This window comes from Saxibacter everestensis (genome assembly GCF_025787225.1).
GTDB classification, from domain to species: Bacteria; Actinomycetota; Actinomycetes; order Actinomycetales; family Brevibacteriaceae; genus Saxibacter; species Saxibacter everestensis.
In genome coordinates this window covers 3,525,087-3,543,524 of record NZ_CP090958.1, presented here as the reverse complement: position 1 = coordinate 3,543,524, position 18,438 = coordinate 3,525,087, and the positions used below count along the sequence as shown (strand labels likewise).

The following is an 18,438-nucleotide window of genomic DNA, read 5'->3' as shown; positions in this document are numbered from 1 at the left end:
GCCGTGCGGTTGTCCGACATTTGCAGAAGCTGACCCGCCAGTAACCCCGAATATCTCACGATGTGAGCGATCTCAGGGTGGTTAGAGCAGCTAGCGGCTGCAAATCTCGACCGGAGACGACTATGCACCGCATCGGCTAGGCGATGGCGTGCACCTTGCCATGCTGCCGGGCGTAGCCGACGAGCTGCCGGAGCACCGTGCTGATCTCCCGGTCGGAGAGTCCCGAACCGCTGGGTAGGGTGATGCCGCAGCGGAAGTAGTGTTCCGACGTGCCGTTGAGCATGCTGTTGGCTGACCGCGGCGGCTCGGCCCGGTGCCGACGTGGCTGGGCTGCTGGATTGATCGGACCTGGATCAGCGAAAACCGGCTGCAGGTGCATCGGCTTCCACAGCGGGCGGGTCTCGGTGCCGAGGCCGTGCAATGTCGCCGCGAGCCCGTCCACATCGAAGCCCGCGAGCACAGGGTCCACGATTATCGCGCTGAGCCAGCAATTGTCGCCGACGTCATCCCCGCCGAAGATCTCGATGCCCTGAAACTCTTCGCACACCTGCCGGTAGCGGCGGCGGATGTCGCGTCGTCGTGCCGCGAACTCGGTCAGCCTGGCCAGTTGCGCCCTGCCCAGGGCGGCCAACAGGTTCGAGAGCCGGTAGTTGTAGCCGATGTCGGCGTGTTCGTAGTGACTAACCGGTTGCCGAGCCTGGGTGGCTAGGTAGCGTGCGCGGTCGGCGATCGTCTTGTCGTCACAGACAAGTGCGCCGCCACCGGAGCTCGTGATGATCTTGTTGCCGTTGAACGAGAAGATCGCGCAGTTGCCGAAGCAGCCAGCCGGACGGCCGTTCCGCGACGCGCCAAGGGACTCGGCCGAATCGGCAATGACCGGAACACCATGCCGATCGGCGATCCGGCAGATCGTGTCGTAATCCGCCACTTTGCCCAGCAGGTCAACGGGCACGACCGCCGCTACGCGTCGCCCTTCGGCTCGCACTGTGTCGAAGGCCGCCGCGAGGAGCTCCGGATCCATGTTGCCGGTCTCGTCGCAGTCAATGAAGTAGGGAGTCGCGCCGGTATAAACGACGGCGTTGGCGGTTGCGGCGAACGTCATGGTGGAACAGAAGACCACATCCCCCGGACCGACATCGTGGCAGAGCAACGCCAAATGCAAAGCCGCCGTGCCGGAACTCAGCGCCACCGCATGCTGCCTTCCGGTTGCGACGGCAAGCTCCTGCTCAAACAGGTCGAGTTCAGGTCCGGCCGGCGCCACCCAGCCGGAGCGGAATGCGCGCAGCAGGGCTGCTTCTTCGGCCGGGCCCACCTGGGGTTTCGACAGGCTGATCGCGAAATTCATGAGATTGCCCTCGCATCCCGCGGCAGCAGGCGGCCGTCGAGCAGGAAATCCCTGACCACGGGCAGCACTGCCGAGGTTTCCGGCAGGCTTTCGGGCAGAAGCGGCGGAACGGTCACATGTGAGATCTTCTCGTGCGAGGTGCGCATGCCCATCTCCTCTTCGGTGAACAGGTCTTCGTCGAGCTTTTCGCCGGGACGTAATCCGGTGAAGACGATCTGGCAGTGTTTGTGCGACATCGCGATAAGGCGTTCTGCGATGTCGACGATCCGCACCGCTTCGCCCATATCCAGGACGAGTGCCTCACAGCGGCCGCCGATGACAGCCGCCTGCAGCACCAGCTGGCAGGCCTCGGGAATCGTCATGAAGTACCTGGTGACGTCCGGGTGGGTTATGGTCAGCGGTCCACCGGATTTCAGCTGCTGCTCGAATGAATAGAGCACCGACCCCCTCGAGCCGAGGACGTTGCCGAACCGCACCGACAGGTACGTCTGCCCGGTCGACTCGGCGAATGAGCTGGTCAATTGCTCGGCGATCCGTTTGGTCTGACCGAGCACGCTGGTCGGGTTCGCCGCCTTGTCGGTTGAGATGTTGACGAAGGTGCTCACTCCGGCGTTGGCTGCCGCCCGCAGCACGTTCAGGCTGCCGTGCACGTTCGTTTTCCAGCCTTCCAGTGGGTACTGCTCGAGCATTGGCAGGTGCTTGAGCGCGGCGGCATGAAAGACAACATCCGGCCGCCGGTCGGCGAAGATCTGCTTCATCGTCTCCGCGTCCCTTATATCGGCGAGCACGACATCGGAGGAGTCCAGGAGGGCACGGCCGTAAATCGACAACTGCACGGCGTGCAGGCCCGACTCGTCCCGGTCCAGCATGATCAGCTCGGCCGGATAAAGCCGGTGCAGCTGGCGGCAGAGTTCGCTGCCGATTGATCCGCCCGCCCCGGTGACCAGCACCGTTTTGCCCTGAACGTGCTCCCGGATCCGGGCCATATCGGTTTCCACCGGCTGCCGGCCGATCAGGTCCTCGACGTTGAGGTCGCGGATGCTGCTGACGTCCACTCGGCGATTGACCAGTTCCTCCAAAGGAGGCAGTGTTCGAATCCAGATGCCGGTGCCGGCGACCTGATCGCTGAGCAGCCGGAGCAGCCGGGAATCGGCCTCCGCAATCGCGACTATTATCCCTTCGGCATCGACTGCCTTGGCGACATCGAAAAGCTGGGCCGAGGTTCCCTTGACTGGCACTCCCGATAGTTGCAGGTTCCGCTTGGCATGGTCGTCGTCGATCAGAGCGACCGGCAGGTACGTGCTGCCGTGGGTATGCAGCATCTGCCGAATCAGAATCGCCCCCGCCTCACCTGCTCCGACGATAACGACCCGGCTGCCGCCGGCCGGCCGGCGCCAGCGGTCCAGGTACATCCGAACCGCATGCCGGCTTGCCGACATCAGCACGACCGCGCCGAGCGTGGCCATGATCACCGTCGACTGCCCCAGTCCTGGCCGGCTGATCAACTCGACGCCCTGCAGGCAGATCCCGACCAGTGCGGCGGAAATGGCCACGAAGCGGGTTTCAGCGAAGCCGCCGTACGGATAACGGTTCTGGTAGAGGAACAGCATTGCGCCGATCAACAGCTGCAGCCCGATCGCCATCAGGGCGAAGACGAAAACGCTGGGCCACGGTGCCGTGTACCCGACTGCAATCAAGGTCGCAAGCAGGCACGCGGCCAGCCAGGCCAGAGCGTCCAGCAACCCCTGGACAGCGAACCTGACCGCCGGTGAGTTCGTTTGCAAGCCGCGCCTTTCGATGGCGGCTGCGAACCATGGCCGGTTCATGACGCGGCCTTGGCGAAGAGCGGGACTGCGTTGTGTTGCCGTGGAGTTTTCATGATGGGGCCCTTCGTTGAGACGGCGACCACACCGAGCAGTTCAGCGTCGGCTGCCCTGATGAGATCTGACGACGCCCGGATGGTTGAATAGCGGCTGCGCCGGCTCGGGGCGAGGAGCACGACTCCGTGGCTGATCTGCAGGTAGCTATGCACATTCGGGTCATCGAGCACGGGCGGCGCGGCAATCAGGACGACGTCCGCGTTCGCCGCGAGGTCCCGGAGTGCGGCCCGTAGCGATCTGAGGCCCAGAACTCCGCCGCTCGGCAGCGGAAGCAGCTCGGGAGGCAGCAACTCGGGGTCGGCTCGTCCGGGAGCCAGGCCTTCGGTCTCGATCCGGTCCTCGAAGAAGGCACGAGCGGAAGGATCGCCGGCAACCACCACGCAGTGCAGACCACTTGCCGAAGCGGTGCGGGCCAGTTCCCACGCGGTAGGCGCCGATCCGAGGCTTGGGTTTGCGGAGGTGATCGTGATGACCCGCTGATAGGTTTCGGCGGTGTTCAGTCCGATCCGGGTGTAGAGGGCGGCGATGGAATGCCCGATGGCGTCGGCCTCGTCGTGTCCTGACTTCGGTCGTTCCCGATCTTTCGGTGCTGCCCGGATCAGGTCTGGATGCCCGGGAGGGCCAAGCGTTGCCAGCACTTTGGAATCGGCAGAGTCCGCGAACTCCCGGAGACTTCGCACGTATGGGTTTCGCAGCTCGAAGAAGAGGGTGAGCAGCAGACCGATGGCGAGTCCTCCGATTGCGCCGAGCAGGACTATCGGTACCGGGAAGGGCGGAGCCGCCTGGGTCGGCACGGTTGCCGGGTCGAAGATAGTGACGTTGAGCACCGGGCCACCGGTGCCCTGGTTGTCGAGCTGCGGGGTCAGTTCCGCGAACGAGCGTGCGACGGCGTTGACTACTTCCGCGGCCTCTTCCGGTGAGTTCCAGGTCGCGGTGATTGTCAGAATCACGGTGTCCGGTTCCACCGCGACCTTTATCCGGTTGGCCAGAAACCGGGTGGACTCATCGAGTCCGAGCCGGCTGCGCGCGGCATCGATCACGATGTCCGAGCCAACGAACTCACTGTAGGTGGCGATCCGATCCCGGACGTAGGCATTTCCGGACGACGGTTCGGCGTTCTCCGGGAGGTCGATAGTCAACAGGAGCTGCGTCCTGGCCTCGTACTTCTTCGGCATTGCCGAGCTGACCGCGGCTGACGCGGCCATTCCGATGATGACGCATCCGATCAACACGTACCAGTAGCGGCGTAATGCGGTGAGGACAAACGGGACGTTCATTTCGTCTCCTCGATGGATCCGTGTGTTGGATGGCGTTCCATGCTGCTTATTGAGTCGGCTGCCCCGCTCAGGTTGAGTGAGAGGTACGCCTGAAGCGATCGCTGAGCGAGCGAGCGTTGATCGAAATGAGCCGCGCTGCGGTGCGAGGCGGCGAAGCCCATCTGGACCCGAAGCTCGTCATCGCGCAGCAGGGTGAAGACATGGTCGGCGAGTTCTTCCGCCGTGTCGGCGAGGAATCCGGTGCGCCCATGATCGACGATGTCGGTCACGCCGGTAACCTTTGAGGCCACGATCGGCAGTCCAATCGCCTGCGCTTCCAGGAGAGCGAGTGGCATCCCTTCCCCTCTCGAGGTGAACAGCACCAGATCGGCGGCCGCCAATTTATGGCGCAACTCATCCGGAGCGAGCCAACCGCTGACCTCGACGAACCGGGCATTGCTCCCCAGTAGCTTCCGATCACCTTCGCCGAGCCAGAGGGCGCGAGCCGCGAGATCCGGAACCTCGGCAAGCCGCTCATCCAGCAACTGGATGACGGAGCCGAACAGCGTCGGTGCCTTCTGTTCGGCGATTCGGCCGATGTGCACGATGGTGCGAACCGTGGCTGCCTTGCCGGGCAGGCCCCCGGTCTGTTGTGCGCCGTTCGGTGTCACACCGCCGGCTTGGCCGCCGCTCGGTGTCGAACCGTCGGCTCGTGCGCCGTTCGGTCCGGCGCTATCCTGCCGGGTGCCGTTCGGTGTTCCGCCCTGGTTCCGCGAACCGTTCGGTCGTGCGCTGTCCGGCCGAACCAGGGTGTCGGTCGCGGCCCGGTCTTCGCGGGAGCCGTGGCTCCGGACCTGGTTGCCGGTCGCGGCCTTGGTGCCTTGCTGCGCCACGGCGGCATGTGCCACGGTGCCAATGCGAGCGCCGGCCGGCTGCGACATCCTCGGCGATGCCGACGGTTTCTTGTAGCCGAGGAGTTCCGCTGTGTTGACGGCGTTGGGCAGTACTGCGGTGCGGCTGCCTGGCAGGTACTTGGTGGCGACGTCCCGCTCGGTCTCGGAAACCAGGATCAACTTGGAATCCCAGCGGACCGCCATCCGCTCAAGCGTGAGGTATATGGCGCGTTTGTGCGGGTGCATTCCGGCCTGCGCGAAAGCAAAAGCGTGCGGGCTGTACACAACCCGGGCGCTCCCGCCGACAGCAACCGCGATGAACCGGCCGAGGAATCCGGCCCGGGAGGAATGCAGGTGAACGACATCGCACTGGGTCCGGGCAAGGGTCCGCGACAGACCGTGCACGAGGTCGATCAGCCGTCGAATCGTTGTCGTCGTCGACCACTGCTGGACGTTGACCCGCGGTCCGGTTAGTTGCTGGATCTGCTCCTTGGCGGGCGTATCGCTGCGCGGCACGAAGGCGAAAATGACCTCATGCCGGTCCGGGTGTTCGGCCTGCTGCCGGGCGAGTGTGGTGACGGAGGTCAGAACGCCGCCTGAGCTGGCATCGGTCACGTGAAGGATTCTCATGGCTTTGACTCCGATCGTGATTTGAGCGGTACAAGGGTGAGGAATAGCGGGAGCAACGGGGTCAGGTGTTTGAGGTATGACCCGAAGTCGGGCTCGAAGATTGCCTGCACGAAAACGACGGCGAACAGCAGGGCTGCGGCCCGGGCGGCCCGGATCGTGGCGGGCGCTCCCGGCGGGTACGCGCCGTTGCTCGCTGTGTCGTTGGGCGCTGTGCCGTTGGGTGCGCCTGCGAAATCCGGCCTACCCGCCAGGGTCGTGGCGTTTCCTTCGCGCCGGAGCCGGATATAGCCGACGATCGCGGTGAGCCAGAGGAATGCGATCACCACGGCCGACACCACGTGAAACAGGTTCCCGGTGACAACCAGGGTCACCGGGACCAGCAGCATCAGCAGCAGCGCGGTCGCGTTCACGGCGGCCAGCGCGCCATCAGTCGGCAGCGGATCGACAATGAGCGAGGCCACGTCGTCGTCCACGCGGGAGGCGTTGATCTCCGCGCGGTTGGAGGTGAGGCCAACCGAGAGGACGGTTCGGAACGCGATCTCCAGCAGCGCGTATCCGACGGCTACGGCACCGATCACCAGGAGCGGATTCTTGAGCCTGGGAAGCAAAATCCGCCACACCAGGTACATCCCGGCGATGATGACCCAGTACGGGCGCAGGAACAGCCCGTAACCAACCATCAGCAGGGCCAGGATGGCATCGGCATACGGCTTGCGCGGCATGACGAGCAGCACAAGCACAATCACCAGCGTCAGCACTTCCTTGCTGTACTGGGCTAGGTAGGCGACAGCCAGGACGAAGCTGATGCCGACAACTGCCAGCCCGATCACGCCGAACTGCGCCAGCCGCGACCATCTGGTTGCGGCGAAGACAGCCACGGTGAACAGGACGAGCGAAACCAGGGCGGCCAGCGCCGGCTGTTCCGCGAAGCCCAGGCTGCGGTAGATCGCCGCAATATTCCGGAACGAAGGCGTCTCCTCGGCGGCCAGCGGACTGACAATCGCCTCGGCGATATGGCTGTTATCGAGTAGGAAGCGTTCTGGAAGAACGGTGTAGGAAACTATCGAAAGCATGGCGGCCAGGCCGGCGCAGGCAACGGTGATGATCTGGGCCGGGGAGCCGTAGATCCGACGGGCCGAGAGGCTGGTGGAAAGTGTCGACGTCATGACGCGGCCTGGGGTGGAACCTGCGGGCTGCTGGTCGTCCCGTGCAGCTCGGAACCGTTGCTGGAGGTTGCCACTCGTCGTCCGGAGGTTGCCGTGCGTTGTCCGGCCCCGCTGCCCAGGTCGGCGACGGACTGGCATGCGCTCGCGAAGGAATCCTGCAGCGTTGGGGCATCCCGCCAGTGTTCGGCTGCGGCCTCGGACAGCCGTCGGTAGTGATCCCGATCCTGCCAGGTGGCATTGATCAGGCTGGCGGTCAGCAGGTCGGCGGTGTGATGGATGGCATTTGCGTCGTGCTCGGTGTATTCGGCGATCTGGCCGACCGGCGTCACGACCGGAACCAGACCCAGCTGCATTGCTTCTATGACGGACATGCCGAGGCCCTCGAACTCACTGAGCTGGATGAAGAAGTCGGCGGTCTGTGCGTAAGTCCGCAAGGTTTCCCAGTCCGCGGCCGGCTGCCAGGTCACCAGTTCTGTGACGTCAAGGAACCGAGCCAGCTGTTCCAGGTTCCGCCGCTCGCCGTTGTCCGGTCCGATCAGGGTCAGTCGCACGGGAACGGCACTGATTGCGGCGAGTTCGGCGAGTACCCGCAGTGCGCGGTCGATCCGCTTCTGCCGGGTGATTCGTCCCCAGTAGACGAGCTGTAGGGATCTTTGCGGTGTTTCGGACTCCGGTTCGGCTTGAGCCACCCGGCCCGGGCTGGTCGACGCTGTGCTGGTTGGCTCTGTGCTGGTTGCGGCCAGCGGGCGCCTGGCCAGCAGCGGCACGATGTGCACCACTTTGCCGGCGAGTTCATTCGTCATCGCGCGTCGGGTCGACTCCGCATCGCAGAATACGGCATCGGCGAGCGCGAGGCCGATCCGGTGAGCCAGCCGGTCGAGGCGGTTCTTGAACCGGGTGTTGTGCAGGAAGACGATGAAGGGCCTGCCGGGGCTGAGGATGCGTGCCGCCGACCCGACGAGGACGGAGCGCCACAGCGAGGCGATCACGAGGTCCGGGTTGCTTCGGCGAATCCAGCGCAGGATCGGAATCACCGACAGCGGATTGTTCAGGCCGAGCCCCACGCAATCCGGCGCGTTCAGCACCGCCCCGCTTGTCGTCGCACCAGTGTTTCCGGCTACTCTTCCGGCCGGCGTTTGGGCGGTGTTCCGGGCTGGGGCCAGCGTGGCCACCCGGTACGTCATCCCGTGCGGTGGTTCGGCTCGGAGAGCGTCTGCTGCTACCTCGACGCCGCCCACATTGCTGTTGTGCAGCAGGTGGCAGACCCGAAGTTCTCCTGATGGCGCGGCCGGGCCGGACATCACTGGGCTCCGTCCGCGCCGAGCACAGCCCGGGCCGTTCGGGTCAGGATCCACAGGTCCTTGCCGAGCGACCAGTTGTGCGCGTAGTCGATATCGAGACGTTGTGCAGCCTCCCAGGTCAGCCGTGACCGGCCGCTGACCTGCCACAGCCCGGTCATCCCGGGAAGCACGCCGAGCCGGTGGACCGCGCCGCCACTGTAGAGCGCCACCTCCGACGGGCGTTGCGGTCGAGGCCCGACCAGGCTCATGGTTCCGCCAAGTACGTTGAAGAGCTGCGGCAGCTCATCCAGCGAGTAGCGGCGCATCACGGCGCCGAATCGGGTGATTCGCGGGTCGTTATCGACCTTGAAGAGTGGCTGATCACCCTTTGACTGCTGAGCCAGCAGCGCGTGCAGCTGGGCGTCGGCATTGTCGACCATCGAACGGAACTTCCACATTTTGAACGGTCTGCCATGTCGGCCGATCCGTTCCTGCCGGTAGAAGACCGGGCCTTTGCTGGTGACCTTGACCAGAACTGCCAGGATCAGCAGAAGCGGAGAGAAGAGCAGCAGGAGAAGTGCCGAACCTACGATGTCGAAAGTTCGCTTGGCCGCCCTGACCGCCCAGGGCTGCTGCGGGGCGGAGATTTCCAGCACGGCATGATCGCCGCTCATCACGGCGTGGACCCTGCTTGCCCGCAATGGCCCGCCCGCGATTGCGAACCGGAGGCTGGCCTGCTGTTCCCGCAGTTCCCAGCTGAGCCCCTGCAGTTGGTCCGCGGAGAGCCCAAGCTGGCCGTTGAGTTCGACCGAACAGGCATCGTAGCTCCGTGCGGTCTCGCGGATCTTGGCGATCAGGGCCGCGGAATCCGCCCGCAGTTCGGGTGTCACCTCGAGCCGACGGGCCTGCACGCCGGCGGCGACCGGCGCCTCTTCGGCATCGCCCCCGACGACGAGGACCACCGGTGAGGAGTAGCGGCGGAAGATCGAACGCCCGATCACGCTTCCAGCGGTCAGCGCGCCGACCATAATGAACAGCTGCGCCGGGTGACTGACCAGTCCGGGAAGCGCGGAGGCCACGATGCACAGTGCCAATGTGGTGAATCCGGCGCGGAAACTCACTGATCGGCTGGTTGATTCCTCGCGGCGCGATGAGAGCCCGCCCAGGATCGCCGAGCAAATGAACCATGCGATGACGCACAGGGCAAGTTCCGTGACCGTAAGCAGCGAGCTGTCACGCGAGCCGATGATTATGCCGAGAATCGTGAACAGGGCGACGATGAGGTCGAGGGCGAGGAGTGAGAGCACAAAGCGCTGCGATGACCACAACCGGTGAGTCTTCTTTTCCTGCGGCGGGTTCTTGTCGATCGCCTGCCAGTCGTCGTGCTGAAACACTTTTCGCTGGTCGATGATGTGCGCGGTCGACGGCATCAACGTTGGATGTGTCGGGATCTCTTGCGTTTCTTCGGTCTGGCGGGCAGCTGGGTTTGCGCGGGAGAATCCGGAATTCAAGGTGTCCTCCTAACGGTGCGGGGCTGGCTAGCTGAGCTGTTACTTCCAGACCGTACGACCGCCGCAAGGCGAAGAGACTCGAATGCGGATTGTGGTGTGGTAGCCCGCAGCCAAGACTGCGGAATTGTGGGGAACCGCGAACGCGGGCGTCCCGGGCGGGCGTGCCGGGCGGCTTGGCGGGCTTTGACGGGCGGCTTGCGGGCAGCTTTGGAGGGCGGGCAGGGCGTGCGGGCCTGCCGCGAAGTGCGGTCTACTGTCTACGAAGTCCTTAAGACATGAGTGTCGGTGTTCTGCGACATGACGGGCAGTGTTCAACCGTGTTCCGTCCGGGCTTCAGCTGCTGCGCGGGGACAGCAAAAAGGCCGTCGAAGTCATGCCTCGACGGCCCTTAGTCGCTCAGCTTGCTACCAGGGTTTGGGAATTGTGATGTCCTTCGGGATACCGGCCAGCAGCTGTTCGAGCCACTGCTCCGCCGCGCTGACGGCATCACCGTTGTTGAGGAAGATGATCCCGGCTGCGATCGCGGCGACCGAAATAATCAGCGCGATGACTGAAAGCACCGTGCCGCTCACGGCGAGCGCCTTGCCGGTGATCCGAACGGATCGCGCCGCCCGCGAGCCTGCCATGCCGAGAAAGAGGCCGAAAATGCTCAGGATCAAGGCCAACGGGGACAGCACGACTGTCAAGGCGGAGACGAAAGCCAGTAGACCGAAAATCAGGGCGAAGGCTGCGCTGCCGCTTGTCCGGGCGGGCTTGCCATCGTCATCCGCAGGGGTATGCGTCCGTGGGAATGTCTCTGCGCGGTCCCGGCGGAACAGCGTCTCGTTCTCCGGATCTGCTGACGTCGAACGCGGCGACCGGTCAAGCCGCTGGGTCTCGCCATCCGTTGACGGGCGAGACGAGGTCAGGAGCTGGGTCCGGTCCTGGTCGGTTTCGTTCGGATCGAGTACGTGGGCACCCTTGTTCTCGGCCATGTCACTCCTCAATCGGTTGTGGGGCTGCGCTTGCAGGCTTTCACACCTGAGGCCGGATTCCGGGCAGACGGCATGACTGGGCGTGTCTGCGATCGGGGTGTATCCACGTCGCTAGCGATGAAGCTATACAGGGTTAGTCAGTCCTCGACGACCGGTGTCCTTAGGGAAGTCGGCTTGGGCCTGTCGAAGGCTCCCGGGGCGCAGAACGCGAACTCTATGCGGGTCCGCCGCCTAGAACGCGAAGCCTATGCCGAAACCGCGGGTGAATTCAGGCGTGGTTCCTGCACACGGCTCGCGACCTACGCGAGAGCACGGCGATTGCAGCGTATTCGGCTGCCTAGGATTTGCGCTATATATGCGTAGAGACGCCTCGACATGCCGAGTCCGCCCTCGGAATGGCACGCGCCACCCGTCCACGAGCCCCCGCGCCGCCGCCCCTAGGTGTACTGCCTAGGTAGGTTGGTTGAATTCGTGCGACGACACGGTCTGAATTTACGGGATGAAGAAGGCCTCCCAATGTGGAGTGGAGCTGAGGTCCGAGTGTAAACGGAGCTACTTCACTGCGGGACGAAGTAGCGGAAGCAGGTAGTGGTCGGCGATCCAGGCGATGACGTCGACGACCACAGCGTCGCCGAACCCGAAGAGCTCCTGATTGTCCGTTCGCGCGCGCGTCTTGAACTTGTCGGCACCCATGAGGCGGGCGCACTCGACCGGCGTCAGCCAGCGCACCTTCATCTCTCCACGGTCAGCGATGACCAGGGCCTGCTTCGATGAGCCGCCGCCGGTTGTGACCGTGGTCCTCGACGCAACGGCGCTGGTGACCTCGATCGACTTCGCCGAGGGAGTCCCGACCACCTCACCCAGTCGGCTCGCCACCTGCGTGAAGCATGCCCATGACCGAGCCGTGCTCGAGTGGCGCCGCCAGATCAGCGAGATCGCGGAGGAGGTGCGCGAGGACATCCAGCAGGCGGCGCGAGACTCCGTGCCCGCACATGTCGTCGAGGATGACGAGCCCGGGGAGGCCGGCGATGGCAACTCGGGATTCCCCGAGAATCCGCAGCTCCTCGGCAGGCCAGGCCAGCCCTGAGATCAGGCGCGGGGATCGGGCGCGAGGATCGGGCAGGAGGATCGGGCGCGGGGTCAGGCGCTTCCCACGCCGGTGTCGGGGGCGTAGGCTCGGATGCCTGACCCGATCCGAGGAGTGGATGTCGGTGTTCGGCAAGTTCAAGGAACGACGCGAGGAGCACAGTCGCGAGGCTCGCGGCCCGGTCGCAGCCTGGGCTCGGGAGCAGGGTTGGTACGTCGCCGACCCGCCCGATGCCACGATCCAGTACCCATCGCAGGTGCTAGCGCCGCAGTTGCATCCGAAGGTGTGCAACCTCGTGGTCGGCGACCTGGCCCAGCAGGGCTTCACCGCGCAGTCCTGGGAAGCCGACGCCCCGAACATCGGCGGCTTCGCCTTCAACGGTCGGTGGCACGTGCTCGTGACTGCCGCGCGAGAAAACCTGCCGCGCATGGCAGCGGTCGCCAAGGACGAGATCGGGATGGCCACCACGGCTGTACCCCGCGATCTCGGCGGCGGACCGCTGGTCAAGAGCGGCGAGCTGTCGCACTTCGGAGGTGACCCCGAGGCGCTACAGCGCCTGGCCCCGCTGGGCCCGACGCTGGCGGCGACCCGTATGTGGCTGGTGCTGGCGCCAGGCAGCGTGAGTATCCACGGGCCGGGCGAGCCCGACCTCGACGAGCTGCAGCAACGCCTCCAGCTCACCCGAGATGTGGCGGCCGCCTTTGGAGCCCAGCTCGACTGAGTCCAAATCAACCGAACCGGAGGCTTGGTCTCGGTATGCGCTCGCTCACCACAGGCCACACACCGCCATCGGGAACCAGCCACCCATCCACCGCTTAACCAACGTCCCCGATCAGTACACCTAGGGCCGGCCGCGGCCACCGCACCTAGGGCCGGTGCGCCAGAGCACATGCCGAGACAACCTGCCGCTGGAATGCCCGCCTTAGAGAACGATCCCGGGCCGAGCCTTGGTGGGGTTTCCATCCCGGAGCACCGCCTGGCCGGCGACGAGTACCTCGGAGAACCCGGTGGACAGCTGCCACGGGTCCTGGAAGGTCGACGGGTCGGAGACCGCCTCGGGATCGAAGACGGCGATGTCGGCGACCATGCTTTCGGCCAGGACGCCCCGGTCCGCCAGCTTCAGCCTGCTTGCCGGTAGCGATGTCATTTTCCGAATTGCCTCTTCGAGGCTGAGGACCTTCTCGTCTCGGCTGTAGTGTCCGAGCACCCGGCTGAACGTGCCGAAGTTCCGTGGGTGGGGCTGCCCCTCGCCTTCTGGTCTCATTACCCAGCCGTCGCTGGCGACTGACACCTGCGGATGCCGGAGCACGTTCCGAACATCGTTTTCGCTCATGCCGTGACTCACGATGGCGACGGAAGCCTCATGCGCTTCCAGGATGCGAAGCGTCGCCTCGGCGGCGTCGACTCCTTCCCGCGACCCAATCTCGGCGACCGAGAGTCCGAGCGCCCAGTCGTACTGCCCGGGCGGCAAGGCTGAGATGACGACGCCGTCAGCGATGCCGTCCCGGGCGAAAGCGGCGCGGGTGCCGGCCAGAATCGACGAGCGTTCATCCGGGATTCGCAACCTGGCGAGAAACGCTTCGACCCCGCCATCGAGCGCGGATGTCGGCAGCCGGGTAGTTAGTGTTGTGCTCGAAGCCGTGTATGGATAGACGTCTGCCGTCACGTCGACGCCGCGCGCTCGAGCGGCGTCGATCAGGGCGAGAGCATCGGCGGTGCGGCCGTAATTGGGCTTACTCACCGCTTTCAGGTGTGAAATCTCCAGCCGCGCACCGGCAGCCTCGGCTGCCTCGATCGCTTCGGTGATCGAGTCGAGCAGATTGAACGACTCGTTGCGGATATGCGTCGAGTAGAGCAGATCGCATTCCGCCGCGACCTGGACAAGCGTCCTGATCTCGGCGGCTGATGAATAGGTTCCGGGAGCGTAGATCAACCCGGTGGAGAAACCACGGGCGCCCTGGGATGCCGCGGTCCGGAGCAGCTCGCACATTCCGTCCAGTTCCTCGGTCGTCGGGGCCCGCTCCGCCTCGCCCATGACGGCGAGCCGAAGCGCGTGATGTCCGACCTGGAGGATCGAATTGATCGCTGGACGAGCCTCGTTCTGGGTTTCGGCGAAGCCAGCAGTGTCATGCCAGGCCCAGCTGATCTCGGGACCCAGGAACGACGTCCAACGTTGCAGCCGTTCCATCTCGCCCACCGGGAACGGCGACCAGCCGCAGTTTCCGGTCAGTAGCGTCGTCACGCCCTGATGCAGCTGCGTGGTGGCTTCCGGCCAGCCCTCAAGCGAAAAATCGGCATGGGAGTGCAGGTCGATGAACCCAGGGCACACGACTTTACCCTCGGCATCGATGCCGATCTCTCCTGTTACTGCTTCCGGCGTCACGGCGGTGATCCTGCCCCCGGTGATGCCGACATTGGCCACACGGCCGGCCGCTCCGGTGCCGTCAATAACGGTGCCGTTCGAGATCACGAGGTCGAAGTTCTGCACGGTTATCTCGTTTCAAAGAAGAGGATGATCAGGTACATCACGCAGGCTGGGACGAGCAGCAGCCATCCCGTGATCAGCATGTTTTTCAGGTTCGACGAGCGGGCGAGGCCCATGACGCCGATCATATTGCCGTTCGGGAACGGCCCGTAGGTGTCTGCCTTCGAAGCGAAGAGCAGGACAACGATCCAGGATCCTGCGCTGATTCCGATGGTCCCCGCGAGGTCGCCGAAGACCTTGTCCAACAGGATCACCTGCGCAGCCGTCGCGCCGGGAATGCCGACCCAGCCGAGCAGACTGATCACAATCGTGAACAGGAAGGGCGAACCGGATGCCAGGTTGTCTCCGACGAGTTCCAGGATGACTTCGAAAGGCGCCAGCTTGTCGATGACCTGAAACAGTGCGGCCAGTAGCCAGAACAACAGGAAGATGCTGACCAGGCTGGCGGCTCCCCGGTACATGGCGTTCGCGATGTTGCGGGTAGACATGCCGCCTGCGAGTCCGGTGACGATCCCCAGGATCGGCAGTGCCAGAAGCGGGAAGGTTGTGTCCGCGGCTGCGATCGTCGCATATACAACGGTGATAATAAGCAGACCGAGGAATACGGCTGTGGTACGTCCGGCACCCTTGGGCGGTGCCGCGGATTCGGTGCCGATCTCGTCCTCGGTGTAGAAATCGCCTTGCCGGGCGGTACGGCGTTGCATCCAAGGCACGATGACGAGACCGAGGACCAGCGACAGGATCATCAAAGGCCCGGCGCCGAACAGCACGAACTGAAGGTAGCTGACGTCGGCGGCATCCATGATGGCGACATTTGACCCCGCGAACGGAGCCATTGCCAGCCCGGCACATCCGCCGATGAACATCATCGATGCTGTCGCGGACCGGGTGAACCCCAGGCGAGCCGTGATTGGGAGCAGGATCGGCGCCGCGATTGCAAGCGCTCCGGCCAGCGTACCCAGGCTGGCGACCAGAATCAGGCAAGCCAGCATGACGCCGAGGATGACTGCCAGTTTGCTCTTGCTTCCAAAGACCCGCATCACCCCGTGCACGATTGTCTCGGCAACTCCGGTGAGTTTGAGCACCTCGCCGACCCCTGCGCCAAGAATGATGATCAGGCCGATCATGGTGATTTGATCCGCAAGTGATTCGCCCATCAGGGTGCCTATCCCGAGCGGCGGAAGCTTTGCAATGATCAGCCCCGAAACCAGGGCGATGATCGTACCGATCACGATGTCCATACCGAGCAGGCACAGCACGGCATAGAGCACAATCGGCAACAGACCCCACAAGGTGGGACCTGAGGTCACGAAGGCCGCGTAGATCGATAGCAGAACCCCGACGGCCGCGATCACGTTGACGAGGCGCGTCCGTCCCGGGGTGAGCGCGACGTCGTAGGCGTTCGAGCTTTGGCTGGGTTTGGCTGACTGGGGCGCCGGTGATTCGGCCATGACATTACCTCGGGGAGCGGCGGGTATACAGGGATACGATACGGGAACTTCCTCTGAGTGTTCTGGGTCACCGTCGATATGTCAACGATTACCGCGAAATTCGCGCCGAATACGGCCTGCCGTCTCATCAAACGAGAAACGCTATGCGGAACGTATGTTTCCGAGTGTGCTGCCGGTTAGGAAGATATTCCTAGTTCTTGGCATAGCGCTAGACGTTGGTAGATAGCAATCGACGTCAATCTGGAAGGTCGGCGATCCGCTCCGAGACCCGGCCAAGCACCATCAGCTCGTCGGGGCTCAGGTGGTCGAGGAATCGGCTGCGCACCGAGAGCAGATGGTGATGAGCCGCCGCTTCCAGCACTTTAAAGCCGTGCCTGGTCAGGTGAAGCACGCAGCCGCGAGCGTCCTGAGCATCGGGCTCCTTCTCGATCAACTCCCGGTGTTCCATTCGACTGGCGTGGTGAGACAGTCTGCTTCGGGACCATTCCATTTTGTCCGCCAGATCCTTGAGTTCCCACCTGTGATCTGGCTTTTCAGACAATGTGCTCAGCACCTCGTAGTCGGCCGAGGAAAGGCCGGAGTCGTTTGCCAGGTCCCGCCCCAATCTCGCCGGCAGGGCGGTGAGCAATCGACGGAAGGCGCGCCACGCCTGTTCTTCGTCCTCGCTCAACCAGTTGGTGTCCATGAAGATCATCCTACTAGGTCGTTGACATGTCATCGAAAGCTGTTCTAAGTTGATGACATGTCAACGAAACTTGTAAATCACCCGATCCGTCTCCTCGTCATCGTGGCCAGCACTCGACCCGGACGGCTGGGTCCTGCCGTCGCGGATTGGTTCATCCAGGCAACACAGGTGGATGCCGAACAGGCCGGCATCACCGTCGAGATCGCCGACCTCGCGGAGGTGGCGTTGCCATTTCTCGACGAACCCGAGCATCCGTCTACTGGGGTGTACACCAAGGAGCACACCCGAGCGTGGAGCGGTCTCGTAGACCGTGCCGATGCCTTCGTCGTGATCACCCCGGAGTACAACTACGGAATGCCTGCGGTGCTGAAGAATGCCCTCGACTACTTGTATCGGGAGTGGGCGTGGAAGCCTGTAGCCTTCGTCAGTTACGGCAATACCTCGGCCGGTACCCGCTCGGTACAAATGGCTAAGCAGGTGGTCACCACGTTGAGGATGATGCCGATCGGCGCGACCGTGGCTCTGCGTATTGCCGACAGCATTCAGGACGGTCTGGTCCAAAAGGGCACCAGCCTGGATCAAGCCGCACGTAACGTTCTTGAGGAACTCAGCAGCGTTGCAAGGGCGCTGCGACCGTTGCGTGCGACTCAGAAAGGCGGCAGCCCGAACAGCGACACTCAGGACGGCGACACTGAGGACAGCGACAGCCCGAACAGCGTCACTCCGAACCAGGACGGCGTGACTCCTGGTCCCGTCGACGGCCTCGCCCTTTCGGTCGCCGGCGAGCATGACCTGGCGGAGCTACTGGTACTGCAGCGGTGTTGCTGGGTGCAGGAGGCGCTGGCCAACAACACCCTGGACCTGTGGCCGCTCCGCGAGACGTTAACAGACATCAAGATGTGGGTGACGACTTGGCGGGTGTGGATCGTACGCCGACAAGGTCGACTGGTGGCAGCGGTCCGCGCAAGGACTCAGGATTCAACCTGGGAGATCGGGCGGCTGATGGTCGCGCCCGATCAGGCCGGCAACGGCATCGGATCGTGGCTGCTGGCCCATTCCGAACGCCACGCACCCGACGGAACGTCGACGATCGCCTTGTTCACCGGACAGCACAGCCACCGCAACATCGGCCTGTATCGACGCTCCGGCTACGCAATCTACCCAGCGCCGATGGGTACGGCCGTCGATGCCGTCTACCTCACCAAGGCGGTGTAACGCCGCACTTGGCTTGGCACGACCGGCCAGGACGCGGAGCTCATGACAGGACGCGCGCGTACTCACGCGCGATCCTGCCTGAAGCTCGCGATCTGCGGCGGAGGTGCGCCCAGACGCTGCGCAAGTAGGTGCGCCCAGACGCTGCGCAAGGACGCGGACTGCGCTCAATCGGCTGGGATGGTTAGGCTTGGCAGATGGACGAGCAACGGGTGACACCTGAGCGGATCGAAGACCTGGCCGATGACGAAATCTTCGTGTTCGGCAGCAACGACTCGGGCCAGCATGGCGCCGGCGCGGCGTTACTCGCCTACCAGCGCTTCGGCGCCGTCTGGGGCCAGGGTCACGGGCCGATGGGCCAAAGCTACGGAATTTCGACCATGGAGGGGTTCGAACTCTTCCGTCGTAACGCAGCGGAATTCAATCGCTTCGCCTCCGCCCATCCGGAGCTGACTTTTCTGCTCACCAAGGTCGGCTGCGGAATCGCCGGCTACACCGAGGCGCAGGTGGCTCCGCTCTTCGCCGAGGCGCCGCCGAACGTGGTGAAGCCTGAAGGTTGGTAGACGTCGAACCGGAAAGTTGG

Annotated in this window: 16 protein-coding genes; 4 read left to right on the top strand and 12 right to left on the bottom strand. The window is 64.2% G+C overall.

What is annotated here, in order from left to right:
- Nucleotides 1-136: 136 nt before the first annotated feature.
- The 9 genes from LWF01_RS16720 to LWF01_RS16680 form a co-directional block, all read right to left on the bottom strand.
- Nucleotides 137-1,345 (bottom strand): DegT/DnrJ/EryC1/StrS family aminotransferase, encoded by a 1,209-nt coding sequence (locus LWF01_RS16720; RefSeq protein ID WP_349638505.1) that lies wholly within the window; start codon nucleotides 1,343-1,345, stop codon nucleotides 137-139.
- Nucleotides 1,342-3,129, bottom strand: a complete 1,788-nt coding sequence (locus LWF01_RS16715) for a polysaccharide biosynthesis protein (RefSeq protein WP_349638504.1) — start codon at nucleotides 3,127-3,129, stop codon at nucleotides 1,342-1,344. Before LWF01_RS16715 ends, LWF01_RS16720 begins: the two co-directional genes overlap by 4 nt.
- A 38-nt stretch (nucleotides 3,130-3,167) precedes the next feature.
- The gene (locus tag LWF01_RS16710; protein ID WP_349638503.1) at nucleotides 3,168-4,502 is read right to left on the bottom strand and encodes a hypothetical protein; all 1,335 of its coding nucleotides are present in this window, start codon (nucleotides 4,500-4,502) and stop codon (nucleotides 3,168-3,170) included.
- On the bottom strand, nucleotides 4,499-5,989 hold the full coding sequence (locus LWF01_RS16705; protein ID WP_349638502.1) for a glycosyltransferase: 1,491 nt from the start codon (nucleotides 5,987-5,989) through the stop codon (nucleotides 4,499-4,501). The genes LWF01_RS16710 and LWF01_RS16705 overlap by 4 nt, the downstream gene beginning before the upstream one ends.
- 11 nt (nucleotides 5,990-6,000) lie before the next feature.
- Nucleotides 6,001-7,170: a hypothetical protein gene (locus LWF01_RS16700; RefSeq protein WP_349638501.1), complete on the bottom strand. Its 1,170-nt coding sequence runs from the start codon at nucleotides 7,168-7,170 to the stop codon at nucleotides 6,001-6,003.
- On the bottom strand, nucleotides 7,167-8,471 hold the full coding sequence (locus LWF01_RS16695; protein ID WP_349638500.1) for a glycosyltransferase family 4 protein: 1,305 nt from the start codon (nucleotides 8,469-8,471) through the stop codon (nucleotides 7,167-7,169). The genes LWF01_RS16700 and LWF01_RS16695 overlap by 4 nt, the downstream gene beginning before the upstream one ends.
- Nucleotides 8,471-9,961, bottom strand: coding sequence for an exopolysaccharide biosynthesis polyprenyl glycosylphosphotransferase (locus LWF01_RS16690; RefSeq protein ID WP_349638499.1), 1,491 nt, complete (start codon nucleotides 9,959-9,961; stop codon nucleotides 8,471-8,473). Before LWF01_RS16690 ends, LWF01_RS16695 begins: the two co-directional genes overlap by 1 nt.
- Before the next feature lie 404 nt (nucleotides 9,962-10,365).
- On the bottom strand, nucleotides 10,366-10,935 hold the full coding sequence (locus LWF01_RS16685; protein ID WP_349638498.1) for a hypothetical protein: 570 nt from the start codon (nucleotides 10,933-10,935) through the stop codon (nucleotides 10,366-10,368).
- 552 nt (nucleotides 10,936-11,487) lie between these two features.
- Nucleotides 11,488-11,811 carry a DNA cytosine methyltransferase gene (locus LWF01_RS16680; RefSeq protein WP_349638497.1) on the bottom strand — a complete coding sequence of 108 codons (324 nt, stop codon included), beginning with the start codon at nucleotides 11,809-11,811 and terminating at the stop codon, nucleotides 11,488-11,490.
- A 4-nt stretch (nucleotides 11,812-11,815) separates the two neighbouring features.
- On the opposite strand from LWF01_RS16680, the gene LWF01_RS16675 reads away from it, so the two are divergent.
- Both LWF01_RS16675 and LWF01_RS16670 read left to right on the top strand, forming a co-directional pair.
- On the top strand, nucleotides 11,816-12,022 hold the full coding sequence (locus LWF01_RS16675; RefSeq protein WP_349638496.1) for a hypothetical protein: 207 nt from the start codon (nucleotides 11,816-11,818) through the stop codon (nucleotides 12,020-12,022).
- Nucleotides 12,023-12,140: 118 nt separating this feature from the next.
- Nucleotides 12,141-12,743: a hypothetical protein gene (locus LWF01_RS16670; protein ID WP_349638495.1), complete on the top strand. Its 603-nt coding sequence runs from the start codon at nucleotides 12,141-12,143 to the stop codon at nucleotides 12,741-12,743.
- A 201-nt stretch (nucleotides 12,744-12,944) separates the two neighbouring features.
- Here LWF01_RS16670 and LWF01_RS16665 read toward each other — a convergent pair whose 3' ends face one another.
- The 3 genes from LWF01_RS16665 to LWF01_RS16655 form a co-directional block, all read right to left on the bottom strand.
- Nucleotides 12,945-14,510 (bottom strand): N-acyl-D-amino-acid deacylase family protein, encoded by a 1,566-nt coding sequence (locus tag LWF01_RS16665; protein WP_349638494.1) that lies wholly within the window; start codon nucleotides 14,508-14,510, stop codon nucleotides 12,945-12,947.
- Between the two features lie 2 nt (nucleotides 14,511-14,512).
- The gene (locus LWF01_RS16660) at nucleotides 14,513-15,958 is read right to left on the bottom strand and encodes a Na+/H+ antiporter NhaC family protein (RefSeq protein ID WP_349638493.1); all 1,446 of its coding nucleotides are present in this window, start codon (nucleotides 15,956-15,958) and stop codon (nucleotides 14,513-14,515) included.
- Nucleotides 15,959-16,193: 235 nt separating this feature from the next.
- Complete coding sequence (locus LWF01_RS16655) at nucleotides 16,194-16,643, bottom strand: MarR family winged helix-turn-helix transcriptional regulator (protein WP_349638492.1); 450 nt, start codon at nucleotides 16,641-16,643, stop codon at nucleotides 16,194-16,196.
- A 57-nt stretch (nucleotides 16,644-16,700) separates the two neighbouring features.
- Between LWF01_RS16655 and LWF01_RS16650 the strand changes: the two genes are divergently transcribed.
- Nucleotides 16,701-17,858: a bifunctional NAD(P)H-dependent oxidoreductase/GNAT family N-acetyltransferase gene (locus tag LWF01_RS16650; protein WP_349638491.1), complete on the top strand. Its 1,158-nt coding sequence runs from the start codon at nucleotides 16,701-16,703 to the stop codon at nucleotides 17,856-17,858.
- Nucleotides 17,859-18,052: 194 nt separating this feature from the next.
- Entirely contained in the window at nucleotides 18,053-18,418 is a 366-nt protein-coding gene (locus LWF01_RS16645) for an A1S_2505 family phage non-structural protein (protein ID WP_349638490.1), read from the top strand.
- The last annotated feature ends 20 nt before the right edge of the window (nucleotides 18,419-18,438 follow it).

Excerpts from the sequence above, each read along its gene's own strand:
- LWF01_RS16685 (WP_349638498.1), bottom strand. The coding sequence starts at position 10,935 with ATGGCCGAGAACAAGGGTGCCCACGTACTCGATCCGAACGAAACCGAC.
- LWF01_RS16720 (WP_349638505.1), bottom strand. The coding sequence starts at position 1,345 with ATGAATTTCGCGATCAGCCTGTCGAAACCCCAGGTGGGCCCGGCCGAA.
- LWF01_RS16700 (WP_349638501.1), bottom strand. The coding sequence starts at position 7,170 with ATGACGTCGACACTTTCCACCAGCCTCTCGGCCCGTCGGATCTACGGC.
- LWF01_RS16695 (WP_349638500.1), bottom strand. The coding sequence starts at position 8,471 with ATGTCCGGCCCGGCCGCGCCATCAGGAGAACTTCGGGTCTGCCACCTG.
- LWF01_RS16655 (WP_349638492.1), bottom strand. The coding sequence starts at position 16,643 with ATGGACACCAACTGGTTGAGCGAGGACGAAGAACAGGCGTGGCGCGCC.
- LWF01_RS16650 (WP_349638491.1), top strand. The coding sequence starts at position 16,701 with ATGTCAACGAAACTTGTAAATCACCCGATCCGTCTCCTCGTCATCGTG.
- LWF01_RS16660 (WP_349638493.1), bottom strand. The coding sequence starts at position 15,958 with ATGGCCGAATCACCGGCGCCCCAGTCAGCCAAACCCAGCCAAAGCTCG.
- LWF01_RS16710 (WP_349638503.1), bottom strand. The coding sequence starts at position 4,502 with ATGAACGTCCCGTTTGTCCTCACCGCATTACGCCGCTACTGGTACGTG.
- LWF01_RS16670 (WP_349638495.1), top strand. The coding sequence starts at position 12,141 with ATGTCGGTGTTCGGCAAGTTCAAGGAACGACGCGAGGAGCACAGTCGC.
- LWF01_RS16645 (WP_349638490.1), top strand. The coding sequence starts at position 18,053 with ATGGACGAGCAACGGGTGACACCTGAGCGGATCGAAGACCTGGCCGAT.